Below are 26,450 nucleotides of genomic sequence, written 5' to 3' on the forward strand. Positions count from 1 at the left end.
GCTGGCAAGGCAAGGTGTGGCCGTGCAGGCTCTTTCCTTTCCCCGGGCTCATCCAGGCCGTTTCTTTCGGTTCCTTTTCTTTGGGCCAGCAAAGCTAAGGGAACTCGCTGGCCGGCAGGCCAGCGAAACCCGCCGCAGGCGACCCAGCCGCGGCAGCCCCCGCGCGATGCCGGCTTCGAGCGAGCAGACAACACCACCGCCGCGCCCCGGCGGCGACGCTACCCCCGCCGCGTCGGCAACACCGGCCGCTCGGCCAGCCAGCGCGGCACCTCGGCCGCCGGCAGGGGGCGCGCGATGTGGAACCCCTGCGCCTCGTCGCAGGCCATCTCCAGCACGTTGCGGTAGATGTGCGCGGTCTCCACCCCCTCCACCACCACCCGGAAACCCAGGTTGTGCGCCAGCTCCGCCACCGAGCGCACGATCGCCGCGTCGTGCTCGCTGGCGCCCATGCCGCGCACGAAGGACTGGTCGATCTTCAGGCTGGTCGCCGGCATCTGGCGCAGCGCGGCCAGGTTGCTGTAGCCGGTGCCGAAGTCGTCGATGGCGATGCCGGCGCCGAGCTGGCGGATCGCCTCCAGGTGGTGGCGGGTGGTCTCGCTGTGCTCCATCAGCGTGCCCTCGGTGAACTCCAGCTCGAGCGCGTCCAGCGCGACGCCATGGCGCTCGCCCGCGCTGCGCAGGCGGCTCACCAGGTCGGCGCCGAGGTCGGTGCTGGAGACGTTGAGCGAGAGCGCGACGTCGTGGCCGGCGCGCCGCCAGGCGGCCAGCTGCGCCAGGCCGTGGTCGAGCGCCCACTGGGTCAGCGCGCGCATCAGGCCGGCGCGCTCGGCCAGGCCGATGAAGTGGCCGGGCGAGATCAGCCCCAGCGTGGGGTGCTGCCAGCGCGCCAGCGCCTCCAGACCCGTGCAGCGGCCGTCGTCCAGGTCCACCCGCGGCTGGTAGTACAGGTCCAGCTCGGTGCGCTCGGTGAGCGCGGCGGCCAGCTCGGTGACCAGGAAGAACTCCTGGCGGTGCCGCTCGTCCTGCGCGCGGTCGTACACGGCCCAGCCGCGCACGCTCTGCTGGGCGGCGTGGGAGGCGCTCATCACCAGCCGCAGCGGATCGCCGCCGCGCAGCTCCGCGGCGGCCACCTTCAGCAGGCCGACGCCGGGCTGCAGGGTCAGCGGGATGCCCAGGCAGTCGAACGGCTGGCGCAGCTGCGCGACCAGCTCGTCCAGCCGCGCCGTGTCGATCTGCCCGTGCCGGCCCGGCAGCACCGCGGCGAAGCGCGCCGCGCCGACCTGGTACAGGTGGGCGTCGGGCGGCAGCCAGCCCTGCGTGCGGCCGGCGACCGCGCGCAGCAGCTCGTCGGAGTAGACGTGGCCCATCGCGCGCACGAAGGCGTTGAAGCGCTGCACCGGCGCCACGTCGATGGCGATCACCCACACGTCCGGCATGCCGTCCAGGTGCGCGCGCAGGTCCTCGAAGAAGGCGTTGCGGTGCGGCAGCTGGGTCACCGGGTCGGTGCGGCCCAGGTAGCCGCGCAGCACCACGCCGGCGCCGGCCAGCGCGGCGGCGTCGCGCAGGGCGGCGCGCTCGGCCTCGCGCAGCTCCTCGCGCGGGGCCGCGTCCATCACGCACAGCGCGCCGATCTGCTGGCCGGTGAGGGTGAACACCGGCTCGCTGGCGAAGAAGCGCACCGGCGCGGAGGCCGCCTCGGGGTGCAGGACCACGTCGCGGAAGCGCTCGTCGTGGCGGGTGTCCAGCACCACCTGCGCGGTGAGCCGGTGCGCCATTTCCAGGTAGAGCGGATGCAGCGGGCGCGGGTCGTGCGCCGGCACGCCGCTGCCGCCGGTGAACCAGTAGGCGCTGCCGTCGTTGAGCACCAGCGACACCAGCGGCACGCCCAGCGAGCGCGCGGCCAGGCGGGCCACGGCGTCGAAGCCGGGCACGGAGAAGCCGTCCACGGCCGTCGCCCCGGCCGGGCGGGCCATGACCGGACCCGGGTCGATTCCCGTGGTCGTGCGCATTCGCATCCACCCCTGTCCCGAACGGTGCGATTCCCCTGGACGGCACGCTACCGCGACGCACGTCACGCCGCAATGCGAAAAACGGCCGGCCGGGCCGGATCTTTAGTCGGCGCGGTGGGGCAGGGCCAGGTATTCGCGGCTCTGCATCTCGATCAGGCGCGACTCGGTGCGGCCGAACTCGGCGCGCAGGCGCTCGCCGTCGTACAGCTCGGTGACCGGCGCGGCGGCCGACAGCACCAGCTTCACGCGGCGGTCGTAGAACTCGTCCACCAGCAGCACGAAGCGCCTGGCGGCGTCCTCGCTGTAGACGGTGAACTGCGGCACGTTGGAGACGATCACGGTGGGGCCGGCCTTGGCGATGGCGATGTAGTCGGCCACCGCGCGCGGGCCCTCGCACAGCGCGTCGAACTCGAACCACAGCACGCCCTCGGCGCGGCGGCGCACGGGGATCGGCCGGCCGTTGACCTCGATCGCGCCGCCGTCCTGCGCCTCGCCCTGCGCCTGCCCGGCGAAGATGCGCGCCAGCGCGCGCTCGGCCTCGGCGCCGGGCGGGGTCAGGTAGACCGGCGCCTGCGCCAGCGCGCGCAGCCGCCAGTCGCGCGGCGAGACCATTTCCACCACGTGGCAGTGCTTCCCGATCAGCGCGATGGCGGGCAGGAAGCGGGCGCGCTGCAGGCCGTCCCGGTAGAGGTTCTCCGGCGCGGTGTTGGAGGTGGTGACCAGGCTCACCCCGCGCGCGAACAGCGCCTCCAGCAGGTTGGCCAGGATCATCGCGTCGCCGATGTCGCTGACCATGAACTCGTCCAGGCACAGCACGCGGCAGCGCCGCGCGAGGTCGGCGGCCACCTCCACCAGCGGGTCCTGCCGCTCGCCCAGCGCGCGCAGCTGCGCGTGCACCTCGCCCATGAAGCGGTGGAAGTGCCGGCGCAGCGCCACCCCGCGCGGCAGGCTGGCGGCGAACAGGTCCATCAGGAAGGTCTTGCCGCGGCCCACGCTGCCCCACAGGTACAGGCCCGGCACCGCTTCGCGCTCCTCGCCGCCGAGCAGCGCGCGCAGCCGGCCGAGCAGGCCGTTGCCGTTGGACGGCGGGGCGCACAGCGCGGCGTGCAGGCGGTCGAGTTCGGGCAGCACCGCCTGCTGTGCGGGATCGGCCTCCCAGCGGTGCGCGGCGACGCCTTCCTGGTAGCGCGCGCTGGGCGCGATCGGGGCGGGTTCGGTCATCGGGAATCGCTTGCGTGGCGTGCGGCGGCTCAGCCGCGCGGCGGCGGCAGCCAGTCGTGCACGGCGTGCTTGATCGCGCCGCGCAGGTCCATCAGGCGGCGGTGGAAGAAGTGGCCGGTCTCGGGCATGCGCACCAGCTCGGGGCGGCGCTCCAGGCCGTCGATCCAGTCGAACACCGCCTGCGGCTCCACCACCTCGTCCTCCTCGCCCATCACCACCAGCCAGGGACAGGCCGGCGGCGCGATGTCCTCGAACGGCCAGCGCCCGGCCGGCGGGGCGATGCTGATCAGCGCGTCGGCCCGCAGCGCCGCCGCGTTGCGCAGGGTGACGTAGGCGCCGAAGGAGAAGCCGGCCAGCCACAGCGCGTCGCCGGGGCGCACGCGGCGCACCCAGGCGACCACCGCGGCGAGGTCGTCGCCCTCGCCGGCGCCGTGGTCGTAGCTGCCCTCGGAGGCGCCGGTGCCGCGGAAGTTGAAGCGCACGGTGTCCAGCCCCAGCTCGCGCAGGGAGCGTTCCACCATGGTCACCACCTTGTTGTGCATGGTGCCGCCCTGCGCGGGATTGGGGTGGCAGATCACCGCGGTGCCGCGGCGCGCCGCGGCGCGCTCGGCCACGTCGGCGACGGTTTCCAGCTTGCCGGCGGGGCCGCTCAGCGCGAAGCTGGCGGCCTGTTCGGGAAAGCGCGCGGGATCGGCGGGGATTTCGGCGGGAGTCATGCGCACGATGATAACCGCCGCGCCGTCGCCCCGCCCGGAAGGACGGCGGCGATGAACCACCTGGCGCACGCGCTGCTGGCCGGCGACGACGACGGCCTGCGGCTGGGCGGCCTGCTCGGCGACTTCGTGCGCGGCGCGCCCGATCCGGCGCTGCCGACGGCGGTGGCCGCCGGCATCCGCCTGCACCGCGCGATCGACGCCTACACCGACGCGCATCCCGAGGTGCTGGCGGCCAAGGCGCTGCTGCCGCCGCCGTACCGGCGCTACGCCGGCATCCTGCTCGACATGTGGTTCGACCACTGCCTGGCGCGCGACTTCGGCCGCTGGAGCGCGCGGCCGCTGGCGGACTTCGCGGCCGGCGTGCGCGCGCTGCTGCGCCGCGAGGACGCGCGGCTGCCGCCCGCCCTGCGCCGCTTCGCCGCGTACATGGAAGCGCACGACCTGCCTGCCGGCTACGCCGATCCGGCCGTGCTGGCGCGCGCGCTGGCGGGCATCGGCCGCCGGCTCAGCCGCGCCAACCCGCTGGACCGCGCGCTGCCGGTGCTGCAGGCGCTGGACGCGCCGCTGCAGGCGCGCTTCGAGGCGTTCTTTCCCGACCTGCGCGGGCACGCGGCGCGGTGGATCGAGGCATGGCAAGGCTCCCCCGCCGATGGCACGCACCACGGCCCCCTCTCCCCTGCGGGGAGAGGGTTGGGGTGAGAGGCGGCTCTTGCGAATGCGTCCGGCAGCTCGATGAAGGGCGGCGCATGGATTGAGGAGGGCCCGTCGGGCGTTGCCGCGAGCCCCGGCCCCTCATCCCGGCCTTCTCCCCGGAGGGGAGAAGGGGCAAAGCAAAAGCATCGCCCCGGCCGGCGTCTGGCGAAGTCCTTGGCTCCCTCTCCCCTGCGGGGAGAGGGTTGGGGTGAGGGGCGGCTCTTGCGAATGCGTCCGGCAGCTCGATGAAGGGCGGCGCATGGATTGAGGATCGCCCGTCGAACGCCGCCGCAAGCCCCGCCCCCTCATCCCAACCTTCTCCCCGGAGGGGAGAAGGGGCAAAGCAAAAGCATCGCCCGGGACGACGCCTGGCGGAGTCCTTGGCTCCTCTCCCGCAAGGGAGAAGGGCCGAACGAAAACGCCGCCCCGCGGGCGGCGTTTGGCGATGCTCGTCGGGCCGGGGCGAGGCCTACTTGGCCTGCCCCACGATCCACTGCACGGCGTTCTTCACCTGCTCGTCGGTCAGCGCCGGGTTGCCGCCCTTGGGCGGCATGAAGTTGCCGTCCGGGCCGTGGTAGCCCTCGACCGCGTGCTTGACCAGGGTGTCCAGGCCCTGCGCGATGCGCGGGCCCCAGGCGCCCTTGTCGCCCAGCTTGGGCGCGCCGGCCACGCCGGCGGTGTGGCAGCTGTGGCAGAGGTTGTCGTAGATGGTCTTGCCGTCGGTGCTGCCGCCGTAGGCGACCTGCGCGGCGGCGGCCTTGGCGGCGGCCTCCTGCGCGGCCTGCATGGCGGCGCGGCCGGTGTTGCCGGCGTACACCGCGCCGGCCGGTGCGATGCGCGAGGCGGTCTGCTGCGGGGCGGTGGGGTCGGTTTCCTTGGGCTCGTGGCTGTAGATGGCGTAGGCCGCGCTGATCAGCACGATGGTCAGCACGGCCAGGCCGGCAATCAGCAGCGAGAACTGACGCAGGAAACCCTGGTCGGATTTGCTCATGGAACCGCTCACGCAAATACTCCGGACATCGAATGGAAACGCTGCGCCGGCAGCCTGTGGCGGCGGCCAGGGCAAGAAGCGGGCGATTATAGACGAAAGCGGCGCGCAAGTTTCGGGGCCGGCGGCCGCGCCGGGCGCGGCGCGGGGCCGGCGGCGCGCCCCTGCCATCGGTCATGGACCCCCCCTGTCAACCGGCATTGTCCATTATCGTTCCCCTGCCCCTATCCTTCGTCCCCAACATCCAAGTCAAGTGCGCGCATCGCGCCGGGCCCGTCCGGGCCGCCGTCCACTCGGGAGTTTCTGCACATGTCGCGTTTTTGGAAGATCGCGCTGATCGTCGTCGTGGTGCTGGTCGCGCTCGCGCTCGGCTTCCGCCTGCTGCACAAGCCCGGCGGCGCCGGCATGGGCGGCCAGGGCCGGCCGGGCGCCGAGGGCGCCGACGCGGCGCCGGTGCCGGTCACGGTGGAGCCGGTGGTGCGCCAGGACGTGCCGGTGTACCTCACCGCGCTGGGCACCGTGCAGGCGCTCAACACGGTGACGGTGACCCCGCAGGTGAGCGGCCAGCTGCTCAGCCTGCACTTCACCGAGGGCCAGGAGGTGAAGAAGGGCGACCTGCTCGCGCAGATCGACCCGCGCACGTTCCAGGCCAACTACGACCAGGCGGTGGCGAACAGGAAGCGCGACCAGGCGCAGCTGGCCACCGCGCGCAGCAACTACGCGCGCAGCCAGGACCTGGCGCCGAAGGGCTACATCTCCAAGCAGGACCTGGACAACCTGCGCAACACCGTGGCCCAGCTCGAGGGCACGGTGGCCGCCGACGAGGCGGCGATCCGCGACGCGCAGGTGCAGCTGGGCTACACCAAGGTGCTCTCGCCGATCGACGGCGTGGCCGGCATCCGCGGCGTCGACCCCGGCAACCTGGTCAGCACCTCCAGCAGCATCGTCACGCTGACCCAGCTGCACCCGATCAACGTCATCTTCAACCTGCCCGAGCAGAACCTCGAGCAGGTGCGCGCGGCCTTCCAGGGCGGCGCGCCGCTGGAGGTGGCGGCGGTGGACCGCACCGACGCGCACGTGATCGCCAGCGGCGGCGTGCTCAAGGTGATCGACAACCAGATCGACACCAGCACCGGCACCTTCAAGCTGAAGTCGGAGTTCCCCAACCAGGACAACAGCCTGTGGCCGGGCCAGTTCGTCAACGTGCAGCTGAAGGTGAGCACCGTGAAGGGCGGCCTGGTGATCCCGGCGCAGGCGGTGCAGCGCGGCCCGGACGGCGACTACGTCTACCTGGTGCAGGCCGACAAGACGGTGAAGATGCAGCCGGTGACGGTGGCGCAGGAGGTCGGCGACAGCCACGTGATGGTGAGCAAGGGCCTCGGCGAGGGCGACCGCGTGGTCACCGAGGGCCAGTTCCGCCTCAAGCCGGGCAGCAAGGTCAACGCGCTCAAGCCCGGCGAGGTGCCGGCGGTGCCCACCGCGGAGGAGATGCAGAAGGCGAAGAAGAACGGCCAGCGCGGCGCGCGCCGCGGCGGTCGCGGCGGCTGATGAGCCCGCGGCCGCGCGGCCGGCGCCCGCGGGGCGCCGCGCGCGGCCGGGCCAGGCCCCTGTCCAACGCGGTCAGCCGCTGACCGCCACGATGGCTGCATAGATACCCATGGGATTCTCCACGATCTTCATCCGCCGACCGATCGCCACCTCGCTGCTGATGGTGGCGGTGCTGCTGCTCGGCGTGCTCGGCTATCGCCAGCTGCCGGTCTCGGCGCTGCCGGAGATCGATGCGCCCAGCCTGGTGGTGACCACCCAGTACCCCGGCGCCAGCGCCAGCACCATGGCGGCGCTGGTGACCACGCCGCTGGAGCGCCAGTTCGGCCAGATCTCGGGCCTGGCGATGATGAGCTCGGACTCGTCGGCCGGCCTGTCGACGATCATCCTGCAGTTCAACATGGACCGCGACATCGACATCGCCGCGCAGGACGTGCAGGCGGCGATCAAGCAGGCGCCGCTGCCCGGCAGCCTGCCGTACCCGCCGGTCTACAACCGGGTGAACCCGGCCGACGCGCCGATCCTCACCCTCAAGCTCACCTCCGACACGGTGGCGCTGCGCGACGTCAACAACCTGGCCGACTCGATCCTGGCGCAGAAGCTCTCGCAGGTGCAGGGCGTGGGCCTGGTCTCGATCGCCGGCAACGTGCGCCCGGCGGTGCGCATCCAGGTCAACCCGGCGCAGCTGTCCAACCTCGGCCTCACCCTGGAGGACGTGCGCAGCGCGCTCACCCAGGCCAACGTCAACGCGCCCAAGGGCACGCTCAACGGCACCACGCAGAGCTACTCGATCGGCACCAACGACCAGCTCGCCGACGCGGCCGAGTACAAGAACACCATCATCAGCTACAAGAACGGCGCGCCGGTGCGGCTGTCCGACGTGGCCAGCGTGGTCGACGGCGTGGAGAACGACCAGCTCGCCGCCTGGGCCAACGGCAAGCCGGCGGTGCTGCTGGACGTGCGCCGCCAGCCCGGCGCGAACATCGTGGAGACGGTGCAGCGCATCCGCGCGATCCTGCCGGAGCTGCGCAGCGTGCTGCCGGCCGACGTCAAGCTGGACGTGTTCGCCGACCGCACGGTGACCATCCGCGCCTCGGTGGAGGACGTGCAGTTCACCCTGCTGCTCACCATCGGCCTGGTGGTGGCGGTGATCTTCGTGTTCCTGCGCCGGCTGTGGGCCACGGTGATCCCCTCGGTGGCGGTGCCGCTGTCGCTGCTGGGCACCTTCGGCGTGATGGCCTTCGCCGGCATGTCGCTGGACAACCTCTCGCTGATGGCGCTGACCGTGGCCACCGGCTTCGTGGTGGACGACGCGATCGTGATGATCGAGAACATCGTGCGCTACATCGAGCAGGGCAAGGACGGCAAGGAGGCCGCCGAGATCGGCGCGAGGGAGATCGGCTTCACCGTGCTGTCGCTGACCGTGTCGCTGATCGCGGTGTTCCTGCCGCTGCTCTTGATGCCCGGCGTCACCGGCCGCCTGTTCCACGAGTTCGCCTGGGTGCTGTCGATCGCGGTGGCGATATCGATGCTGGTGTCGCTGACGCTGACGCCGATGATGTGCGCCTACCTGCTCAAGCCCGACCAGCTGCCCGAGGGCGAGGACGCGCACGAGCGCCACGCCGCGGCCGGCAAGCGCACGGTGTGGGCGCGCACGGTGGGCCTGTACGAGCGCTCGCTGGACTGGGTGCTGGGGCACCAGCGGCTGACCATGCTGGTGGCGACCATCACCATCATCGTCACCGTGCTGCTGTACATCGTGATCCCCAAGGGCCTGCTGCCCGAGCAGGACACCGGCCTGGTCACCGGCGTGGTGCAGGCCGACCAGAACGTGGCCTTCCCGCAGATGGAGCAGCGCACCCAGGCGGTGGCCGAGGCGCTGCGCAAGGACCCGGCGGTGAGCGGCGTGGCCGCCTTCATCGGCGCCGGCACCATCAACCCCACGCTCAACCAGGGCCAGCTCTCGATCGTGCTGAAGGACCGCGGCGACCGCGGCGGCCTGGACGAGGTGCTGCCGCGGCTGCAGCAGGCGGTGGCGAACATCCCCGGCGTGGCGCTGTACCTCAAGCCCGTGCAGGACGTGACGCTGGACACCCGCGTGGCCGCCACCGAGTACCAGTACGCGATGTCCGAGGTGAACTCCGCCGAGCTGGCCAAGTACGCCACCCAGATGACCCAGGCGCTGCGCCAGCGCCCGGAGCTGGCCGACGTGGACAACAACCTGGCCGACTCGGGCAACGCGCTCAAGCTCACCATCGACCGCGACAAGGCCAGCCGCCTGGGCGTGCCGGTGCAGACCATCGACGACACGCTGTACGACGCCTTCGGCCAGCGCCAGATCTCCACCATCTTCACCCAGCTCAACCAGTACCGCGTGGTGCTGGAGGTGGCGCCGGAGTTCCGCAACAGCGCGGACCTCTTGAACAAGCTCACCGTGCGCGGCAACGGCTCGGGCGCGCTCACCGGCAGCAACGCCACCAGCTTCGGCCAGCTGGTGTCGAGCAACTCGGCCACGCCCACCGGCATCGGCCAGTCCAACACCGGCCTGCAGCTGGGCGCGGGCGGCTCGATCCCGATCTCCTCGCTGGCCACCGCCACCTACACCAGCGCGCCGCTGGTGGTGAGCCACCAGAACCAGCTGCCGGCGGTGACCATCTCGTTCAACCTGGCGCCGGGCTACTCGCTGTCGCAGGCGGTCAAGGCGATCCACGAGGTGGAGCAGCAGCTGAAGTTCCCGCCGCAGGTGCGCGGCGAGTTCGTCGGCAAGGCGGCGGAGTTCTCCACCTCGCTGACCAACGAGGTGCTGCTGCTGCTCGCCTCGATCATCGTGATCTACATCGTGCTGGGCGTGCTGTACGAGAGCTACATCCACCCGCTGACGATCATCTCCACCCTGCCGCCGGCCGGCGTGGGCGCGCTGCTGGCGCTGATCCTGTGCGGCATGAGCCTGTCGGTGGACGGCATCGTGGGCATCGTGCTGCTGATCGGCATCGTCAAGAAGAACGCGATCATGATGATCGACTTCGCCATCGAGGCGAAGCGCACCGGCCTCAACGCGCACGACGCGATCCGCCGCGCCTGCCTGCTGCGCTTCCGCCCGATCATGATGACCACCGCGGCGGCCATGCTCGGCGCGCTGCCGCTGGCGCTGGGCAACGGCATCGGCGCCGAGCTGCGCCGGCCGCTGGGCGTGTCGATCGTGGGCGGCCTGCTGCTGTCGCAGCTGGTCACGCTGTACACCACCCCGGTGATCTACCTCTACATGGAGCGCTACTCCGACTGGCTGCGCGCACGCCGCGAGCGGCGCGAGCTGGCGCGCGCGCAGCAGGCGGGCGGACACGCGGCATGACGCGATGCGGCTGACATCGCGGCCCGCGCCGAGGCGCAGGCCGCAGCCGACGAGGGGCGTGGCCGCCGGCCGCGCCCCTTTCCGCGTCGTGCGCGGCCGCCGCCGTTCAACCGTTGCCGCCGTCGCGCGTTGTAGACCGATGCCGCGTATCCTGCCCGCTCCCACCCGCCCGTCCGACGCATGAACATCTCCGGCCCGTTCATCCGCCGCCCGATCGGCACCTCGCTGCTCGCCGCCGGCGTGTTCCTCGTCGGCATGATCTGCTACGGCCTGCTCGGCGTGGCGGCGCTGCCGGAGATGCAGTTCCCGGTGATCTTCGTGCAGGCCTCGCAGGCCGGCGCCGACGCCAGCACCATGGCCTCCACCGTGGCCGCGCCGCTGGAGCGCCACCTGGGCCAGGTGGCGGGCATCGACACGATGCGCTCGCGCAGCTCCGAGGGCAGCGCCTCGGTGTTCCTGCTGCTGCAGAGCGGCCGCGACGTAGACGCGGCGGCGCGCGACGTGCAGGCGGCGATCAACGCGGCGCAGCCGGACCTGCCCAGCGGCCTCAACAGCCCGCCCAGCTACCAGAAGGCCAACCCCAACGACGACCCGGTCATCGCCTTCGCGCTCACCTCCGACACGCAGGACGCGGCCACCCTCTACAACCTGGCCGACTCGCTGCTGGCGCAGCGGCTGCGCCAGCTCGACGGCGTCTCCTCGGTGGACATCGCCGGCGCCGCCACCCCGGCGATCCGCGCCGACGTGAACCTGCGCTCGCTCAACGCGATGGGCCTGTCGATGGACCAGCTGCGCAACGCGCTGACCGCCGCCAACGTCACCTCGCCGCAGGGCTTCCTCTCCGACGGCAAGACCACCATCGCGATCACCGCCAACGACCAGCTGCACACCGCCGAGGACTTCGCCTCGCTGATCATCGCCAACAAGAGCGGCACGCCGATCCGGCTGTCCGACGTGGCGCACGTGTACGCCGGCCAGCAGGACGCCTACCAGGCGGCCTGGTTCCAGCACAAGCCGGCGGTGCTGATGTACGTGTACAAGAAATCCGACGCCAACGTGATCGCCACCGTGGACGCGGTGAAGGCGCTGGTGCCGGAGCTGCGCGCCTACCTGAGCCCCGGCACCGAGCTGACCCCGTACTTCGACGGCACCCCGACCATCCGCGCCTCGCTGCACGAGGTGCAGGCCACGCTGCTGATCTCGCTGGCGATGGTGGTGCTGACCATGGCGCTGTTCCTGCGCCGGCTGGCGCCCACCCTGATCGCCGCGGTCACCGTGCCGCTGTCGCTGGCCGGCGCGTTCGGCGTGATGTACGTGCTCGGCTACACGCTCAACAACCTCACCCTGCTGGCGCTGGTGATCGCCATCGGCTTCGTGGTGGACGACGCCATCGTGGTGATCGAGAACGTGATCCGCCACATCGACGAGGGCATGCCGCGGCTGCAGGCCACGCTGACCGGCGCGCGCGAGATCGGCTTCACCATCGTCTCGATCACCGCCTCGCTGATCGCGGTGTTCATCCCGCTGCTGTTCGCGCCGGGCTTCACCGGCCTGTTCATGCACGAGTTCACCATGACGCTGGTGGCGGCGATCACGATGTCGGCGCTGGTCTCGCTGACCCTCACGCCCTCGCTGTGCGGGCGCTTCCTGAGCGGCCACCGCGAGCCGGAAAGGCCCGGCCGGCTGGGCCGCGCGCTGGACCGCTTCCACGCCGGCATGCTCGGCCTCTACACCCGCGCGCTGGACTTCTCGCTGCGCCACGCGCTGGCGCTGGCGCTCACCCCGCTGGCGCTGATCGTGGCGACGGTGTTCCTGTTCGGCATGGTGCAGAGCGGCCTGTTCCCGCCGCAGGACACCGGCCTGCTCGCCGGGCGCGCCAGCTCCAGCGCCACCGTGTCGTTCCAGGAGACCATCGCGCGCCAGCGGCGCATCACCGACATGCTGCTGGCCGACCCGGACGTGAAGGCGGTCAGCTCGCGCCTGGGCACCAGCCGGCAGGGCACCAGCGGCTCGTTCAACATCGAGCTGAGGACCCGCGCGGAAGGGCGCCGGGACGACACCTTCGCCGTGCTCGACCGGCTCAGCGCCAAGGCCGCCGAGTACCCCGACCTCAACCTGCGCCTGCGCGCGATCCAGGACCTGCCCAGCGGCGGCTTCGGCGGCGGCGGGCAGGGCGCGCAGTACCAGGTGTCGCTGCAGGGCGACGACCTGGCCGAGCTGCAGACCTGGCTGCCCAGGCTGGTCGAGCAGCTGAAGAAGAACCCCAAGCTGCTCGACGTCGGCTCCGACATCGACGAGGCCGGCCTGCGCCAGAACATCGTGGTGGACCGCGACAAGGCCGCGCGCATGGGCGTGAGCATGGGCACCATCGACGGCGCGCTGTACAACGCCTTCGGCCAGCGCCAGGTGTCCACCATCTACTCGGACATCAACCAGTACAAGGTGGTCATCACCGCGCTGCCCAACCAGACCGCCACCCCGGCCGCGCTGGACAAGATCTACGTGCGCTCCAGCGGCGGCGCGATGATCCCGATCACCGCCTTCGCCCGCCAGGAGCCGGGCCTGGCGCCCTCGCAGATCGCGCACGAGGACCAGCAGACGGTGATGGACCTGAGCTTCAACCTCGCCCCGGGCGTGAGCATGGGCGAGGCGATGGCGATCATCCAGCACACCGTCGACAACATGCGCATGCCCGGCGACATCAAGCTCAACGTGGGCGGCGACTTCCGCCGCTTCCAGCAGTCGCAGAGCGGCATGCTGTGGCTGATCCTGGCCGCCGTGCTCACCGTCTACATCGTGCTGGGCATGCTCTACGAGAGCCTGATCCACCCGGTGACCATCCTCTCCACCCTGCCGGCGGCGGGCGTGGGCGCGCTGCTGGCGCTGTGGATCACCGACACCGAGCTGTCGGTGGTGTCGCAGATCGCGCTGGTGCTGCTGATCGGCATCGTCAAGAAGAACGCGATCATGATGATCGACTTCGCCCTGGTGGCCGAGCGCGAGCACGGCAGGACGCCGCTGGAGGCGGCGCGCGAGGCGTGCATCGTGCGCTTCCGCCCGATCATGATGACCACCATGGTGGCGATCCTGGCCGCGCTGCCGATCGCCATCGGCCTGGGCGAGGGCTCCGAGCTGCGCCGGCCGCTCGGCATCGCGATGATCGGCGGCCTGCTGTTCTCGCAGAGCCTGACCCTGCTCAGCACGCCGGCGCTGTACGTGATCTTCTCCTGCCTGGCGGCGCGCTGGCACGGCTGGCGCGCCGCGCGCCGCGCGCGCCGTCCGGGCGCGCGCCGGACCCCGCGCGCGGCCTGAGCCGGCGGCGGGCGGGCCTGCGCCGGAAACGGCGGTCCAGCGCGGGCCGCGGCGGGAGGAAGGTCGCCGGGGATGCGGCCGCGCGCGCGCATTCCGCCGGTGCGGGCGGCCGCGGGCCGGACACGGCCGGGCCGGGCCGCTACAATTACGGGGTTACGCCGTGCGGGTGCAGCCAGCCCATCCAGATGCCGAACACCACCATCAGGATCAGCAGCACGGACAGCCCGATGCGACGGGTCAGCGCCCAGACCGTGCGCTTGCTGCCGTCCTTGTCGGTCATCATGAAATACAGCGCCTGGCCCAGGTTGAACAGCACGACCAGCAGCAGGATCACCAGCGCATATTTGTAGACGGTTTCCACGTGATTGGTCCGAACGACTACGACCCGGGCAGTATAGCCCCCGCCCGCGGAGCCCCCGTGTGAGCGGCTGGCGGCGTCCCGCCTGGTGGGCGGTGCTGCTGACCCTCGCCGGGGCCTTGCTGTTCCTGCGTCTGGGCGTGTGGCAGCTGCACCGCGCCGACGAGAAGGAGGCGCTGCTGCGACGGTATGCCGCAGCGCAGGCCGCGCCGCCGCAGGATTTCGCGCAGGCGCTGCGCGCGCCCGCGGCCGGCGCCTTCGCGCGCGTGCGGGTGCGCGGCCGCTACCTGGCCGACCGCGTCTACCTGCTGGACAACCCGCGCCACGACCGGCGCGGCGGCGCGGAGGTCTACGTGCCGCTGCAGCTGGCGGGCGACGAACGGCTGCTGCTGGCCGACTTGGGCTTCCTGCCCGGCGACGGCACCGACCGCGCGCCGCAGCTGCCGCCGCTGCCCGCCGGCGAGGTGGAGCTGCACGGCCTGTACCTGCCGCCGCCGGGCGCCGGCTTCGAGATGGGTGGCGACGCGCTGGCGCGGCAGTCGCGCTGGCCCAAGACCAGCATCTACCTCGACCTGGCCGAGGTCGCCCGCGACCTCGGCCGGCCGCTGTACCCGCGCGTGCTGGCCCTGGACGCCGACCCGGCCTCGATCTACGTGCGCGAGCACGCCTACGACTTCTCCGCGATGCCGCCGGCGCGGCACCGCGCCTACGCCTTCCAGTGGTTCAGCTTCGCCGTGGCGGCGGTGGCGATCCTCGTGATCCTGCACCGGCCGCGACGCACTCCCAGGATGCCCGACCGATGACCAAGCCGCTTCCCCCGCAACGCGCCAGCCGGCTCAAGCTGGTGCTGATCATGGCAGTGTTCGCCGCGCCCGTCCTCGCCGCCGCCCTGCTCACCGCGATCGGCTGGCAGCCCGGCGGCAAGGGCCATGGCCTGCCGGTCGAGCCGCAGCGCAACTTCGCCGCCGAGCAGGTGCGGGTGACGCTGGCCGACGGCTCGACCTACGCCTGGCGCGACGCGCAGCCGCGCATGACCCTGGTCGCGCTGGCGGGGCCGGACTGCGCGGCGCGCTGCCTCGACGCGCTGACCAAGATGGCCGCGGCGCGGATCACGCTCAACCAGAACGCGCCGCGCCTGCGCCTGCTCTACCTCGGCGCGCCGCCGGCGGACGCCGAGCGCAGCGGCATGACCCGCTACTGGCAGCTCGGCCGCGACGCGGACGGCCGCCTGGCCGCCTGGCGCCCCGCCGCGCCCGACAGCGTGAGCGCGCTGCTGGTGGAATCCGACGGCACCGCGCTGGCGCGGTATCCTGCCGGGTTCGATCCGACCGGCCTGCGCCAGGACCTGCAGAAAGTGATCCGCTGATGACCGCCCGTTCCGCCAAGACCCTGCGCTGGCTCGCCGCGCTCGCCGCCGTGTTCGCCTTCGGCGTGGTGATGTTCGGCGCCTTCGTGCGCCTGTCCAACGCCGGCCTGTCCTGCCCGGACTGGCCGACCTGCTACGGCCGCGTCACCTGGCCCGAGCACGCGCACGAGATCGCCCAGGCCGACGCCGCCTTCCCGGACCGTCCCTACGAGGACCACAAGGCGTGGCGCGAGCAGGTGCACCGCTTCCTCGCCGGCACGCTGGGCACGGCGGTGTTCGCGCTGGCGCTGCTCGCCGCCTGGCGCAGCCGCGCCGCGCGCGCGGCGGTGATCGCGGGCGCCGCCTGCGCGGTGGTGGGCGTGGCCCTGTACATGCGCGGCGACCGCGTGGTGTCCTCGGCGGTGTCGGCGCTGGCGATCGGCCTGCCGCTGGGCGCGGCGATCGGGCTGCGCCGGCCCGGCGCGTGGCGGATCAGCGTGCTGGCGCTGGCGGTGATCATCTTCCAGGCCATGCTCGGCATGTGGACGGTGACCCTGCTGCTCAAGCCCATCGTGGTGATGGGCCACCTGCTCGGCGGCATCACCACCTTCGCGCTGCTGGCCTGGGCCGCGCTGCGCTACGCCGGCGTCGGCGCCGACGGCGACGGCTACGCGCCGCTGCGCCGCGCGGTGGTGCTGGGCATCGCGCTGCTCGCCGTGCAGATCGCGCTGGGCGGCTGGACCTCGTCCAACTACGCGGCGCTGGCCTGCGGCACCGACTTCCCCAGGTGCCTGGGACAGTGGGCGCCGCCCACCGACTTCCGCGAGGGCTTCGTGCTGTGGCGCGGCATCGGCGTGAACTACGAGGGCGGCGTGCTCGACATGGCCGCGCGCAGCGCGATCCAGATCGCCCACCGCATCGGCGCGCTGGTGGTGTTCTGCTACCTCGCCTGGCTGGCGTACCGCGTGGCGCGGCGCGGCCTGCGCGGCCTGGGCGCCGCCATCGGCGCGGTGCTGGTGGCGCAGGTGCTGCTGGGCATCAGCAACGTGCACTTCGGCCTGCCGCTGCCGGTGGCCACCGCGCACAACGGCGTGGCCGCGCTGCTGCTGTTCACCCTGCTCGCCGCGCTGGCGCGCACGCAGCCGCTCGCGGACGACGCGCCGGAGCGCGCGCGATGATCGCCCGCGTCCGCGAGTACCTGCAGCTGACCAAGCCGCGCGTGGTGGCGCTCCTGGTGTTCTGCGCGGTGATCGGCATGTTCCTCGCGGTGCCGGGCCTGCCGCCGTGGCGCGCGCTGGTGTTCGGCACGCTGGGCATCTGGCTGGCCTCCGGCTCGGCCGCCGCGTTCAACCACCTGATCGACGAGCGCATCGACAAGCTGATGGCGCGCACCGCGCGGCGGCCGCTGGCCACCGGCGCGCTGAGCGCGCGGCAGGTGCTGCTGTTCGCGGTCGCGCTTGGCGTCGCCTCGATGCTGGTGCTGGCGCTGCTGGTCAACCCGCTCACCGCCTGGCTCACCTTCGGCGGGCTGATCGGCTACGCGCTGGTCTACACGGCCTACCTCAAGCGCGCCACGCCGCAGAACATCGTGATCGGCGGCCTGGCCGGGGCGATCCCGCCGGTGCTGGGCTGGACCGCGGTGACCGGCGAGCTGCACGCCTTCGCGCTGCAGCTGTGCCTGATCATCTTCGTGTGGACGCCGCCGCACTTCTGGGCGCTGGCGATCTTCCGCCGCGAGGACTACGCGCGCGCGCAGGTGCCGATGCTGCCGGTGACGCACGGCGTGGTCTACACCCGCTGGCACGTGCTGTTCTACACCGTGCTGCTGGTGCTGGTGACCCTGCTGCCGGCGCTCACCGGCTTCAGCGGCCTGGTCTACCTGGGCGGCGCGCTGGTGCTGGGCGGCGGCTTCCTCTGGTACGCGATCCGCCTGATGAGCCCGCCGGACGAGTTGTTCGCCATGCGCGTGTTCAAGTACTCGGTGGTCTACCTGATGGCGCTGTTCGCCTTCCTGCTGGCCGACCACTGGCTGGTGCCGCCGCTTGGAGCCGGCGGGCTCTTCCTGCGCCCTGCCTAGGCCCGGCCGGCGCGTGTCAGCCTCGCGTGGCGATGCCGGCCTCGTTGAGCAACCGCTCCAGCGGTTCCAGCAGTTCGCCGTATTTCTCCCATCGATTGATCGCGCCGGCGTAGATGGGCTGGCGGACCTGGGTGGTGCTGGCGGTGGCGGAGGCGGCGGTATTCTGCTCGAAACGCAGGCAGGCGTCGTTCCAAGGAAGACCGCAGTGCGCCAGCAGCTGGCGCGAATAGGCCTCTTGCTCGGCGACCAGGGCCTCGTAGTCGATCTCCAGCACGCGGCCGGGAAGGACCTTGCGCCAGTGCGTCATCATGCGGTCGAACTGGATGTAGAAGCGGCCGATGTCGAGCAGGTCGAAGGAATAGCCGTGGAAGCTCGAGCTCTCCAGGAACAGCTCGCGGAAGTTGCTCAGGCAGGTATCCATTGGATTGCGCCGCAGACAGATGATCCGCGCGTTCGGCAGCGCATTGGCAATGAAGCCGATATACAGGAAATTGTGCGGTAGCTTGTCGATGAAGTGCGGCTTATTCGCGGTCTGCGGGCGCGTGCTGTCGACGTAGAGCAGGCCCAGGCGCTCCCAGTCGAGCCGGTGAGCGCGGTCGATCGCCGCGGGGCTGAGCATCGTCGGCGCATGAGTGTTGGAAAGGCGCAGGACCTGCATGCCGAAATTCCTCAGCTCGCCGGCCGAATAGACGTCCGGATGGCTGGAGATGATGCGCTCGACCAGCGTGGTGCCCGAGCGTGGCATGCCGACGATGAAGATCGGTTCGTCGCTGCCGTAGCCTTGCGGCTGGGGGCGGGGTTCGGGGAAGGCGCGGATGAAGGCGTCCACCAGCGCCGCGTCGTGCGAGGGATCGTAGTGGCTGCGCGCGCGGGCGGCCGCCTTGCCGCGGCGCAGGTGCTCGAACGCCTGGGCGTAGTCGCCCAGATCCTCGTATTCCTTTCCCAGCGCGCAGTGCAACTGCACCAGTGCTTCGGTGTCGCCGGCGTGTTCGGCCAGCAGCGCCAGCATCGCCTCGACGTGATTTCGCGCATGCGTCTGGCGGCGCAACCGGGCGCGCAGGCCGTAGGCGGGCCAGTAGGTCGGCTGGCGTGCCAGGCAGGCGTCGAACTCGGTCTCGGCCGCCTCGATGTCGCCGGTGAAGGTGAGCGTCACCGCATGGTTGAAGCGGCAGGCGGCATGCTCCGGCAGCTGCGCCGCGGCGCGCCGGAACAGCGCATTGGCGCGCTCGAAGGCGTTGCACTGCATGTACACGGTGCCCAGCGTGTTCAGAGTGAGCGGGTGGGCCGGCGGCAGCGCGTAGGCAATGTTCGCCACCTGGAGGGCCTCGCCCAGGCGGTTCGCCCTCGCCAGCGCGCGGGCGAAATGGGTGGCGTACTCGCAGCTCCTTGGATGAAGGGCCAAAGCCCGGTTCAGGTGCTCCAGGGCGCGGCCGAGCTGGTGCAGGTCCAGCAGGGCCAGGCCAAGCAGGTGGTGCGCGCCCGCATGGTCGGGCTCGAGTTGCAGCACCTTGGCGGCCAGCTCGCTGGCACGGCCCGGATTGCGGCCGTCCATGGCCCTGGCGGCCTGATTCAGCATGGACTGGACGGGGGATTCGGGCTCGGCCGGTACGGTCATCGGATCCTCGATCGGGTTCTGGCGCTTGCCTGCGGGTGCGGCGGGCCCGAGTGCCCCATCATGCCAAATTCGCGCGTGCGCCATGGCCGATGGGCGTCGCTGCCGCTGATGCTGCCTGCAGGGCGGAATGACGGGACTTGCCGCCCCGCTGCTCCGCATTGACGTCATCCGGCCGTGGGGCGACAATGATCGGGCCCCACGGCGCCTTGCGTCGCGGGGCTTCCTGTCCGACCAACCCAAGGCATATGGACGTCTACCCTAGTCGCAACGCCGGCATCCGCGAGCATCGGATGGCGGCGTGGCAGAACAAGCTGATCGCCTGCGGCGACCGCCTGCGGTCGGCCGGCGCCTTCCTCGACTAGGAACGCCCGGCCTCTCCGGCGGTGCCGCGGCACCGTATCGAGGAGAGAGGCCGATGAAACTCCTTCGCGAATCCGTTTTCTGGCGCCTGCTGCGCGGCCGTTCCGCGCGCGCCGAACGGCGCAGCTACACCGTGACCGTGCCGGCGCCGCTGCCCGCGTCGAACGTGGTCGCGCTGCGCCCGCAGGAAGAGCACGGCGCGCGCGCCGTGGTTTCCACCGTCGCCGTCCGCCGGGCGGCGGGCGCGTGACGCGCGCCCTGCGCCCCCGCCGCGGCTGGCCTCCGCCAGCCGAGCCACCGTCACGGCCGCGCCTGCGGCCGGAGCGGGCGCCGGCGCGCCGCGCGGACTGAACCCTCCGCTCCCGCCGGCAGGAAGGACTCAATTCGACGGAAGCGGAGCATGATCAAGAAGACCCTCCAGAACGCCACCCTCAAGGCGGCCGGCAAGGCCGCGCCGGCGCCGCAGGTGGCCGCGGCGCGCGAGGCGTTCCGCCGCAACGACGAGCTGCTGGCCGCGCTGGCCACCTCCACCGCCGGCCTCGACGCGGAGCAGATCGCCGAGCGGCTGGACCGCGACGGCGCCAACGAGGTCTCGCACGAGAAGCCGCCGCACTGGTCGCGGCAGCTGCTGCACGCCTTCCTGAACCCGTTCAACGTGGTGCTGGTGGTGCTGGCGGGCGTGCAGCTGGCCACCGACGCCAGCGACCTCACCGGCCCGCTGATCATCGCGGTGATGGTGGCCATCAGCGTGCTGCTGAGCTTCACCCAGGAGTACCGCTCCGCGAAGGCGGCCGAGAAGCTCAAGGCGATGGTGCGCAACACCGCCACCGTCACCCGCCGCGCCGAGGACGGCCACAGCGAGCGCATCGAGGTGCCGGTGGGCGAGCTGGTCGCCGGCGACATCGTGCACCTGGGCGCCGGCGACATGGTGCCGGCGGACCTGCGCCTGCTGAGCGCGAAGGACCTGTTCCTCAGCCAGGCCATCCTCACCGGCGAGTCGCTGCCGGTGGAGAAGGCCGCGCCCAGCGCGCGCGACATCGTGGCGCCGGAGGCGGCCAACCCGCTGGACCTGCCCAGCGTCTGCTACATGGGCACCAACGTGGTCAGCGGCAGCGCCACCGCGGTGGTGGTGGCCACCGGCGCGCGCACCTACCTGGGCTCGCTGGCGCGCACGCTCAGCAGCCAGCGCGTGCAGACCAGCTTCGACCGCGGCGTGCGGGGCGTGAGCTGGCTGCTGATCCGCTTCATGGCGGTGATGGTGCCGGTGGTGTTCCTGATCAACGGCTTCGACAAGCACGACTGGCTGCAGGCGTTCCTGTTCGCGCTGTCGGTGGCGGTGGGCCTCACCCCGGAGATGCTGCCGCTGATCGTCACCGCCAACCTGGGCAAGGGCGCCATCGCCATGTCCAGGCGCAAGGTGGTGGTCAAGCGCCTCAGCGCGATCCAGAACTTCGGCGCGATGGACGTGCTGTGCACCGACAAGACCGGCACGCTGACGCTGGACCGGATCGTGCTCAAGCGCCACCTCGACCTCGACGGCGAGGAGTCGGACGAGGCGCTGGAGTACGCCTACCTCAACAGCCGCTTCCAGACCGGCCTGAAGAACCTGATGGACAAGGCGGTGCTGGTGCACCGCGACCTGGAGCCGGTGGCGGCGCGCTACCACATGGTCGACGAGATCCCGTTCGACTTCCAGCGCCGGCGCATGTCGGTGGTGCTCTCCGCCGGCGACGGCCACGAGCTCCTGATCTGCAAGGGCGCGGTGGAGGAGATGCTCTCGATCTGCGCGTTCGAGCGCCGCGGCGAGGAGGACGTGCCGCTCACCGACGAGCGCCGCCGCGCGATCCGCGCGATGACCCGCGAGCTCAACGAGGACGGCCTGCGCGTGCTGGTGGTGGCGGCCAGGCGCCAGCTGCCCAGCGGCCGCGCCTACGGCGTGGCCGACGAGGCCGGGCTCACCGCGCTGGGCTGCCTGGCCTTCCTCGACCCGCCGAAGGACTCGGCGGCGACCGCCATCGCCGCGCTGCGCCAGCACGGCGTGGCGGTGAAGGTGATCACCGGCGACAACGAGGCGGTGACGCGCAAGATCTGCCGCGAGGTGGGCCTGGACGTGGCGCACTCGGCGCAGGGCCGCGACATCGAGCCGCTGGACGAGGCGGCGCTGGACGAGCTGGTCCGCCGCACCACCGTGTTCGCCAAGATGTCGCCGCTGCAGAAGGCGCGCGTGGTGAAGTCGCTGCAGCGCCAGGGCCACACCGTGGGCTTCCTCGGCGACGGCATCAACGACGCGCCCGCGCTGCGCGAGGCGGACGTGGGCATCTCGGTGGACACCGCCACCGACATCGCCAAGGAGTCGGCCGACATCATCCTGCTGGAGAAGAACCTGATGGTGCTGGAGGAAGGCGTGGTCGAGGGCCGCGTCACCTTCGGCAACATCATGAAGTACATCAAGATGACCGCCAGCTCGAACTTCGGCAACGTGTTCAGCGTGCTGGTGGCCAGCGCGTTCCTGCCGTTCCTGCCGATGCTGCCGCTGCAGATCCTGGTGCAGAACCTGCTGTACGACATCTCGCAGCTGTCGATCCCGTTCGACCGCATGGACGAGGACTACCTGCGCCGCCCGCGCAAGTGGGACGCCAGCGACATCGGCCGCTTCATGGTGTGGATCGGGCCGATCAGCTCGATCTTCGACATCACCACCTTCTGGCTGCTGTGGCACGTGTTCGGCGCCAACGCGCCGGCGCACCAGTCGCTGTTCCAGTCCGGCTGGTTCATCGAGGGCCTGCTGTCGCAGACGCTGATCGTGCACATGATCCGCACCCGGCGCATCCCGTTCGTGCAGAGCACGGCGGCCGCGCCGGTGCTGGCGCTGACCGCGGCGATCATCCTGCTCGGGCTGGCGATCCCGTTCACCGTGTTCGGCGCCAAGATCGGCATGGTGCCGCTGCCGTCGGCGTACTTCGCCTGGCTGGCGCTGACCCTGGGCTGCTACTGCGTGCTCACCCAGCTGATGAAGCGGGTCTACATCCGCCGCTACGGCCGCTGGCTGTGACGCCCTTTCTCCCTCTCCCCTCCGGGGAGAGGGCCGGGGCGAGGGGGCGTCCTCGAGACGGTCCCCAGGGCCGTGTCATGAATGAACATTCCAGTGTGCGGCAGTGCCCGGCCATCGCGGCCGGAGGCCGCTCCCCCAGGCCGCTTCCACAGGGAAGCGGGTCAGTCGGCCTCGAGCGTGTCGTCGCCCGCCGTGCCCCGCGCCTGCGCGGCGTGGCGCCGGGCCAGCACCGCGCAGACCATCAGCTGCAGCTGGTGGAAGATCATCAGCGGCAGCAGCAGCCCGCCGAGGCCGCCGGCGTGGCCGGCGAACAGGATCTTCGCCATCGGCACGCCGGCGGCCAGGCTCTTCTTCGAGCCGCAGAACACGATGGTGATGCGGTCCGCGCGCGCGAAGCCGAGCCGGCGCGAGGCGAACGCGGTGCCGAGCAGGGCCAGCGCCAGCAGCGCGGCGTCCAGCGCCAGGGTCAGCAGCAGCGCCAGCGGCGGCGTGCTGCGCCACAGGCCCTCCACCACCGCCGCGCCGAAGGCGGCGTAGACCACCAGCAGGATGGTGCCGCGGTCGGTGAGGCCGAGCAGCGGCCGGTGGCGGTCGACGAAGCCGCCGATCCACGGCCGCAGCAGGTGGCCGGCGACGAACGGCAGCAGCAGCTGCAGCACGATGTCGCGCACGCCCTGCAGCGGCGCGCCGGCGCCGCCCTGCACCGCCAGCAGCAGGCCCACCAGCAGCGGCGTCAGCGCGATGCCGAGCAGGCTGGACAGCGAGGCGCTCACCACCGCCGCCGGCACGTTGCCGCCGGCGATCGAGGTGAAGGCGATCGAGGACTGCACGGTGGACGGCAGCGTGCACACGAACAGCAGGCCCAGCGCCAGCTCCGGCGTGAGCAGCGCGTGCGCCAGCGGCCGCAGCAGCAGGCCGAGCAGCGGGAACAGCACGAAGGTGCTGGCGAACACGGTCAGGTGCAGCCGCCAGTGCGTGGCCCCGCGCAGCACCGCCTCGCGCGAGAGCTTGGCGCCGTGCAGGAAGAACAGCAGCGCGATCGCCGCGTCGGTGAGCCGGTCCAGCCACAGCGCCGCCGCGCCGCGGCAGGGCAGCAGGGTGGCCAGCGCCACGGTGGCGAGCAGGGCGAGGGTGAAGCCGTCGGGCAGCAGGCGGCGCAGCAGGGACATGGAACGCGGGGGGAGAACGGGCAAGGCGCGCAGTGTAGCCCGCCCGGCCGCGCCGATCAGTCGAAGCCGGCCTCGCGGCAGGCCCTGCGGCGGCGGTGCCGCCACCACAGCGCCAGCACGATCAGCACGGCCAGGCCGCCCAGCACCCACAGGCTGCTCTGGCCGCGGCGGACCCACATCACCAGCCACTCGTGGCGGTTCGCGCCGAAGTAGCCCAGGTACACCCACAGCGGCACGCTGATCAGCGCGGCCAGCCCGTCGAGCAGGAAGAAGCGCAGGAACGACACCCGGTGCGTGGCGCCCGCGGTGATGTACACCGCGGTGCGCATGCCGGGCAGGAAGCGCGCGACGAACATCAGCCGGTTGCCGTAGTGCTCGAACTGGTGCTGCACCCTGGCGTAGCGCGCCGGCGGCAGCAGCCAGGCGATCAGCCGCCACTTCAGGATGCGCGCGCCGTAGTGGTGGCCGAGCAGGAACATGCCGGCGTCGCCGATCAGCACGCCGGCCAGGGTCACGCCCACCATCGCGTGCACGTTGCCGTAGCCGAGCCCGGTGATCACGCCGCCGGCGACCAGGGTGACGTCCTCCGGCAGCGGCGCGCCGGCGCCGCACAGCAGCAGGGCGACGAACACCGCCACGTAGCCGTTCTCGGCGAAGATCGTGATCAGTCGCTCCAGCAGCTCCATCCGGCTAGCGCCCGGCCCGTGCGGCAAAGGAAAGCGGCGATGATCGCACAGCCGGCACGCCGCCACGGGCGCGCGGCGGGATGCCGCAGGACGCGCCGCGCCGGCTCATTCGGTCGCGGCCGGCCTGGCCTTGGCGGCGAGCAGTTCGCGCAGCTCCGCCTTCTCGGCGCCGTCGAGCACGCGCTCGCGGCTCCGCGCGGTGAGCCAGTCGCGGCGCTGGGTGATCGCCTGCTGCTCCATCCGCGCCAGCGCGTCGAAGAACTCGGCGCGCTGCGCCTCCGGCTCGCCCACCACGGTGGCGGCCAGCAGCTTCTGCAGCGCGGCGTACTCGGCGCGTTCGGCGAAGTGCTCCACCAGCGTGGCCGGATGGATGCCCGGCCGCGCGCGCGCCAGGTCGATCAGCTCGGCCAGCAGCGCCACGCCGGGCTTGTCCAGGCGCAGGAAGCCGTAGGGCTGCGCCACCTGCTCGGCCAGCCCCGGCTGCGCCAGCAGCAGCGCGATCGCGCTGCGCACCAGCGAGCGCTGCACCGCCGCCGGCCGCTGCACCGCGCGCATGGCGGGGACGTCGGGCTTGAGCGCGGCGCGCGCGCCGGTGCGCTTCTCCAGCTCGTCGGCCATCAGGTCGCGGAAGGCGCCGTCGGGCAGCCGGGCGATCAGCGGGCGGGCGCGCTCGGCCAGCCGCGCGCGGCCGTCGAGGCTGGCGGTGTCCACGTCGCGCGCCAGCTCCGCGAAGAAGTACTCGGACAGCGGCGTGGCCTCCTTCAGGCGCCGCTCGAAGCCCTCCTTGCCCTCCTTGCGCACCAGCGTGTCCGGGTCCTCGCCCTCGGGCAGGAACAGGAAGTACGCCTGGCGGCCGTCGCGCAGCCGCGGCAGCGCCGATTCCAGCGCCTTCCACGCGGCGGCGCGGCCGGCGCGGTCGCCGTCGAAGCAGAACACCACGTCGGGCGCGGCGCGGAACAGCACCTCGGTGTGCTCGGGCGTGGTGGCGGTGCCCAGCGTGGCCACCGCGATGGGCAGGCCGGCCTGGTGCAGCGCGATCACGTCCATGTAGCCCTCGACCACCACGATGCGCGCGAGGTTCGCGGTGGCCTGCTTCACCTGCCACAGCGCGAACAGCTCGCGGCCCTTGTGGAACAGCGGGGTCTCCGGCGAGTTGAGATATTTCGGGGATTGCTCCGCGCTCAGCACCCTGCCGCCGAAGGCGATCACGCGGCCGCGGCGGTCGAGGATGGGGAACATCAGCCGCTCGCGGAAGCGGTCGTACTTGCTGCCGCGCTCGCTGCTGGCGACCATGCCGGCCTCGGTGAGCAGCTGCATGCGCCGCTCGCTGGTGCCCAGCGCCTTGATCACGCCGTCGTAGCCGGCCGGCGCCCAGCCGAGGCGGAAGCGCGCGACGGTGTCCGCGTCCAGCCCGCGCCTGGCGCAGTAGGCCTGCGCCTCCGGGCTGCGCGGCAGCTGCTCCTGGTACCAGCGCGCGGCGCCGTCGAGCAGGGCGTAGAGGTCGGTCTTGTCCTCGCGCGGGCGCTCGTCGCGGCCGCCCTCGTAGGGCACCTTCAGGCCCACCGACTGCGCCAGCTCCTCCACCGCGTCGGGGAACTCCAGCCGCTCGTAGTCCATCAGGAACTTGATCGCGCTGCCGTGCGCGCCGCAGCCGAAGCAATGGAAGAACTGCTTGGCCGGGCTCACGTAGAACGAGGGCGTGCGCTCGTTGTGGAACGGGCAGCAGGCGGTCCACTCGCGCCCGGCCTTCTTCAGCGGCACGCGCCGCTCGATCACGTCGACGATGTCGACGCGGGCGAGCAGTTCGTCGATGAAGCTGTCGGGGATGCGGCCGCGCATAGGCCGCCTAGTGTAGGGCCTGCGTTCCGGCGGCGGGCGAAACGGCCAGCGGCGGGGGCGACGCGGCCAGATTCGGGCGCATGCGTCGATGCCTGGAGGAAGCGGGGCTAGCATGC

Annotated in this window: 19 protein-coding genes; 10 read left to right on the forward strand and 9 right to left on the reverse strand. The window is 72.0% G+C overall.

Annotated elements, in window-relative coordinates:
- Positions 1 to 218 precede the first annotated feature (218 nt).
- The 3 genes from C7456_RS13825 to C7456_RS13835 all read right to left on the reverse strand — a co-directional run bounded on the left by C7456_RS13825 (position 219) and on the right by C7456_RS13835 (position 3,946).
- Positions 219 to 1,973 carry a putative bifunctional diguanylate cyclase/phosphodiesterase gene (locus tag C7456_RS13825; protein ID WP_245889877.1) on the reverse strand — a complete coding sequence of 585 codons (1,755 nt, stop codon included), beginning with the start codon at positions 1,971 to 1,973 and terminating at the stop codon, positions 219 to 221.
- Between the two features lie 138 nt (positions 1,974 to 2,111).
- Positions 2,112 to 3,230, reverse strand: coding sequence for a cell division protein ZapE (gene zapE / locus C7456_RS13830; RefSeq protein WP_109724411.1), 1,119 nt, complete (start codon positions 3,228 to 3,230; stop codon positions 2,112 to 2,114).
- 29 nt (positions 3,231 to 3,259) lie between these two features.
- On the reverse strand, positions 3,260 to 3,946 hold the full coding sequence (locus C7456_RS13835; RefSeq protein WP_109724412.1) for an alpha/beta hydrolase: 687 nt from the start codon (positions 3,944 to 3,946) through the stop codon (positions 3,260 to 3,262).
- Between the two features lie 51 nt (positions 3,947 to 3,997).
- Here C7456_RS13835 and C7456_RS13840 point away from each other — a divergent pair, with 51 nt between their 5' ends.
- The gene (locus C7456_RS13840; protein WP_109724413.1) at positions 3,998 to 4,645 is read left to right on the forward strand and encodes an acyl carrier protein phosphodiesterase; all 648 of its coding nucleotides are present in this window, start codon (positions 3,998 to 4,000) and stop codon (positions 4,643 to 4,645) included.
- A 463-nt stretch (positions 4,646 to 5,108) separates the two neighbouring features.
- Here C7456_RS13840 and C7456_RS13845 read toward each other — a convergent pair whose 3' ends face one another.
- Positions 5,109 to 5,630: a c-type cytochrome gene (locus C7456_RS13845; protein WP_109724414.1), complete on the reverse strand. Its 522-nt coding sequence runs from the start codon at positions 5,628 to 5,630 to the stop codon at positions 5,109 to 5,111.
- 306 nt (positions 5,631 to 5,936) lie between these two features.
- Here C7456_RS13845 and C7456_RS13850 point away from each other — a divergent pair, with 306 nt between their 5' ends.
- The 3 genes from C7456_RS13850 (at position 5,937) to C7456_RS13860 (ending at position 13,833) form a co-directional block, all read left to right on the forward strand.
- Complete coding sequence (locus C7456_RS13850; protein ID WP_109724415.1) at positions 5,937 to 7,175, forward strand: efflux RND transporter periplasmic adaptor subunit; 1,239 nt, start codon at positions 5,937 to 5,939, stop codon at positions 7,173 to 7,175.
- A gap of 109 nt (positions 7,176 to 7,284) precedes the next feature.
- On the forward strand, positions 7,285 to 10,521 hold the full coding sequence (locus C7456_RS13855; protein ID WP_109724416.1) for an efflux RND transporter permease subunit: 3,237 nt from the start codon (positions 7,285 to 7,287) through the stop codon (positions 10,519 to 10,521).
- A gap of 180 nt (positions 10,522 to 10,701) precedes the next feature.
- A complete protein-coding gene (locus tag C7456_RS13860; protein ID WP_109724417.1) occupies positions 10,702 to 13,833 on the forward strand; it encodes an efflux RND transporter permease subunit in 3,132 nt (1,043 codons plus the stop codon).
- Positions 13,834 to 13,978: 145 nt separating this feature from the next.
- Here C7456_RS13860 and C7456_RS13865 read toward each other — a convergent pair whose 3' ends face one another.
- Positions 13,979 to 14,194, reverse strand: coding sequence for a twin transmembrane helix small protein (locus C7456_RS13865; protein WP_109724418.1), 216 nt, complete (start codon positions 14,192 to 14,194; stop codon positions 13,979 to 13,981).
- 59 nt (positions 14,195 to 14,253) lie between these two features.
- Here C7456_RS13865 and C7456_RS13870 point away from each other — a divergent pair, with 59 nt between their 5' ends.
- The 4 genes from C7456_RS13870 to cyoE are packed head-to-tail and all read left to right on the forward strand — an operon-like array spanning position 14,254 to position 17,613.
- Complete coding sequence (locus tag C7456_RS13870; RefSeq protein ID WP_109724419.1) at positions 14,254 to 14,994, forward strand: SURF1 family protein; 741 nt, start codon at positions 14,254 to 14,256, stop codon at positions 14,992 to 14,994.
- Positions 14,991 to 15,557: a hypothetical protein gene (locus tag C7456_RS13875; RefSeq protein ID WP_109724420.1), complete on the forward strand. Its 567-nt coding sequence runs from the start codon at positions 14,991 to 14,993 to the stop codon at positions 15,555 to 15,557. The genes C7456_RS13870 and C7456_RS13875 overlap by 4 nt, the downstream gene beginning before the upstream one ends.
- Positions 15,557 to 16,714: a COX15/CtaA family protein gene (locus tag C7456_RS13880; RefSeq protein ID WP_109724421.1), complete on the forward strand. Its 1,158-nt coding sequence runs from the start codon at positions 15,557 to 15,559 to the stop codon at positions 16,712 to 16,714. The genes C7456_RS13875 and C7456_RS13880 overlap by 1 nt, the downstream gene beginning before the upstream one ends.
- Positions 16,711 to 17,613, forward strand: a complete 903-nt coding sequence (gene cyoE / locus C7456_RS13885; RefSeq protein WP_109724422.1) for a heme o synthase — start codon at positions 16,711 to 16,713, stop codon at positions 17,611 to 17,613. Before C7456_RS13880 ends, cyoE begins: the two co-directional genes overlap by 4 nt.
- Positions 17,614 to 17,629: 16 nt before the next feature.
- Here the strand turns inward: cyoE and C7456_RS13890 are convergent, their stop codons facing one another.
- Positions 17,630 to 19,312, reverse strand: coding sequence for a tetratricopeptide repeat-containing sulfotransferase family protein (locus C7456_RS13890; protein WP_245889878.1), 1,683 nt, complete (start codon positions 19,310 to 19,312; stop codon positions 17,630 to 17,632).
- A 331-nt stretch (positions 19,313 to 19,643) separates the two neighbouring features.
- Between C7456_RS13890 and C7456_RS13895 the strand changes: the two genes are divergently transcribed.
- Both C7456_RS13895 and mgtA read left to right on the forward strand, forming a co-directional pair.
- A complete protein-coding gene (locus tag C7456_RS13895; RefSeq protein ID WP_109724424.1) occupies positions 19,644 to 19,838 on the forward strand; it encodes a hypothetical protein in 195 nt (64 codons plus the stop codon).
- A gap of 150 nt (positions 19,839 to 19,988) precedes the next feature.
- A complete protein-coding gene (gene mgtA / locus C7456_RS13900) occupies positions 19,989 to 22,640 on the forward strand; it encodes a magnesium-translocating P-type ATPase (protein WP_109724425.1) in 2,652 nt (883 codons plus the stop codon).
- A 161-nt stretch (positions 22,641 to 22,801) separates the two neighbouring features.
- On the opposite strand, the gene C7456_RS13905 is transcribed toward mgtA, so the two are convergent.
- The 3 genes from C7456_RS13905 to dnaG all read right to left on the reverse strand — a co-directional run bounded on the left by C7456_RS13905 (position 22,802) and on the right by dnaG (position 26,334).
- On the reverse strand, positions 22,802 to 23,809 hold the full coding sequence (locus C7456_RS13905) for a bile acid:sodium symporter family protein (protein WP_109724426.1): 1,008 nt from the start codon (positions 23,807 to 23,809) through the stop codon (positions 22,802 to 22,804).
- A gap of 56 nt (positions 23,810 to 23,865) precedes the next feature.
- The gene (locus C7456_RS13910) at positions 23,866 to 24,495 is read right to left on the reverse strand and encodes a DedA family protein (RefSeq protein ID WP_109724427.1); all 630 of its coding nucleotides are present in this window, start codon (positions 24,493 to 24,495) and stop codon (positions 23,866 to 23,868) included.
- 105 nt (positions 24,496 to 24,600) lie between these two features.
- Complete coding sequence (gene dnaG, locus C7456_RS13915; RefSeq protein WP_109724428.1) at positions 24,601 to 26,334, reverse strand: DNA primase; 1,734 nt, start codon at positions 26,332 to 26,334, stop codon at positions 24,601 to 24,603.
- Between the last annotated feature and the right edge of the window lie 116 nt (positions 26,335 to 26,450).

The organism is Fulvimonas soli (assembly GCF_003148905.1).
Taxonomy (GTDB): Bacteria; Pseudomonadota; Gammaproteobacteria; order Xanthomonadales; family Rhodanobacteraceae; genus Fulvimonas; species Fulvimonas soli.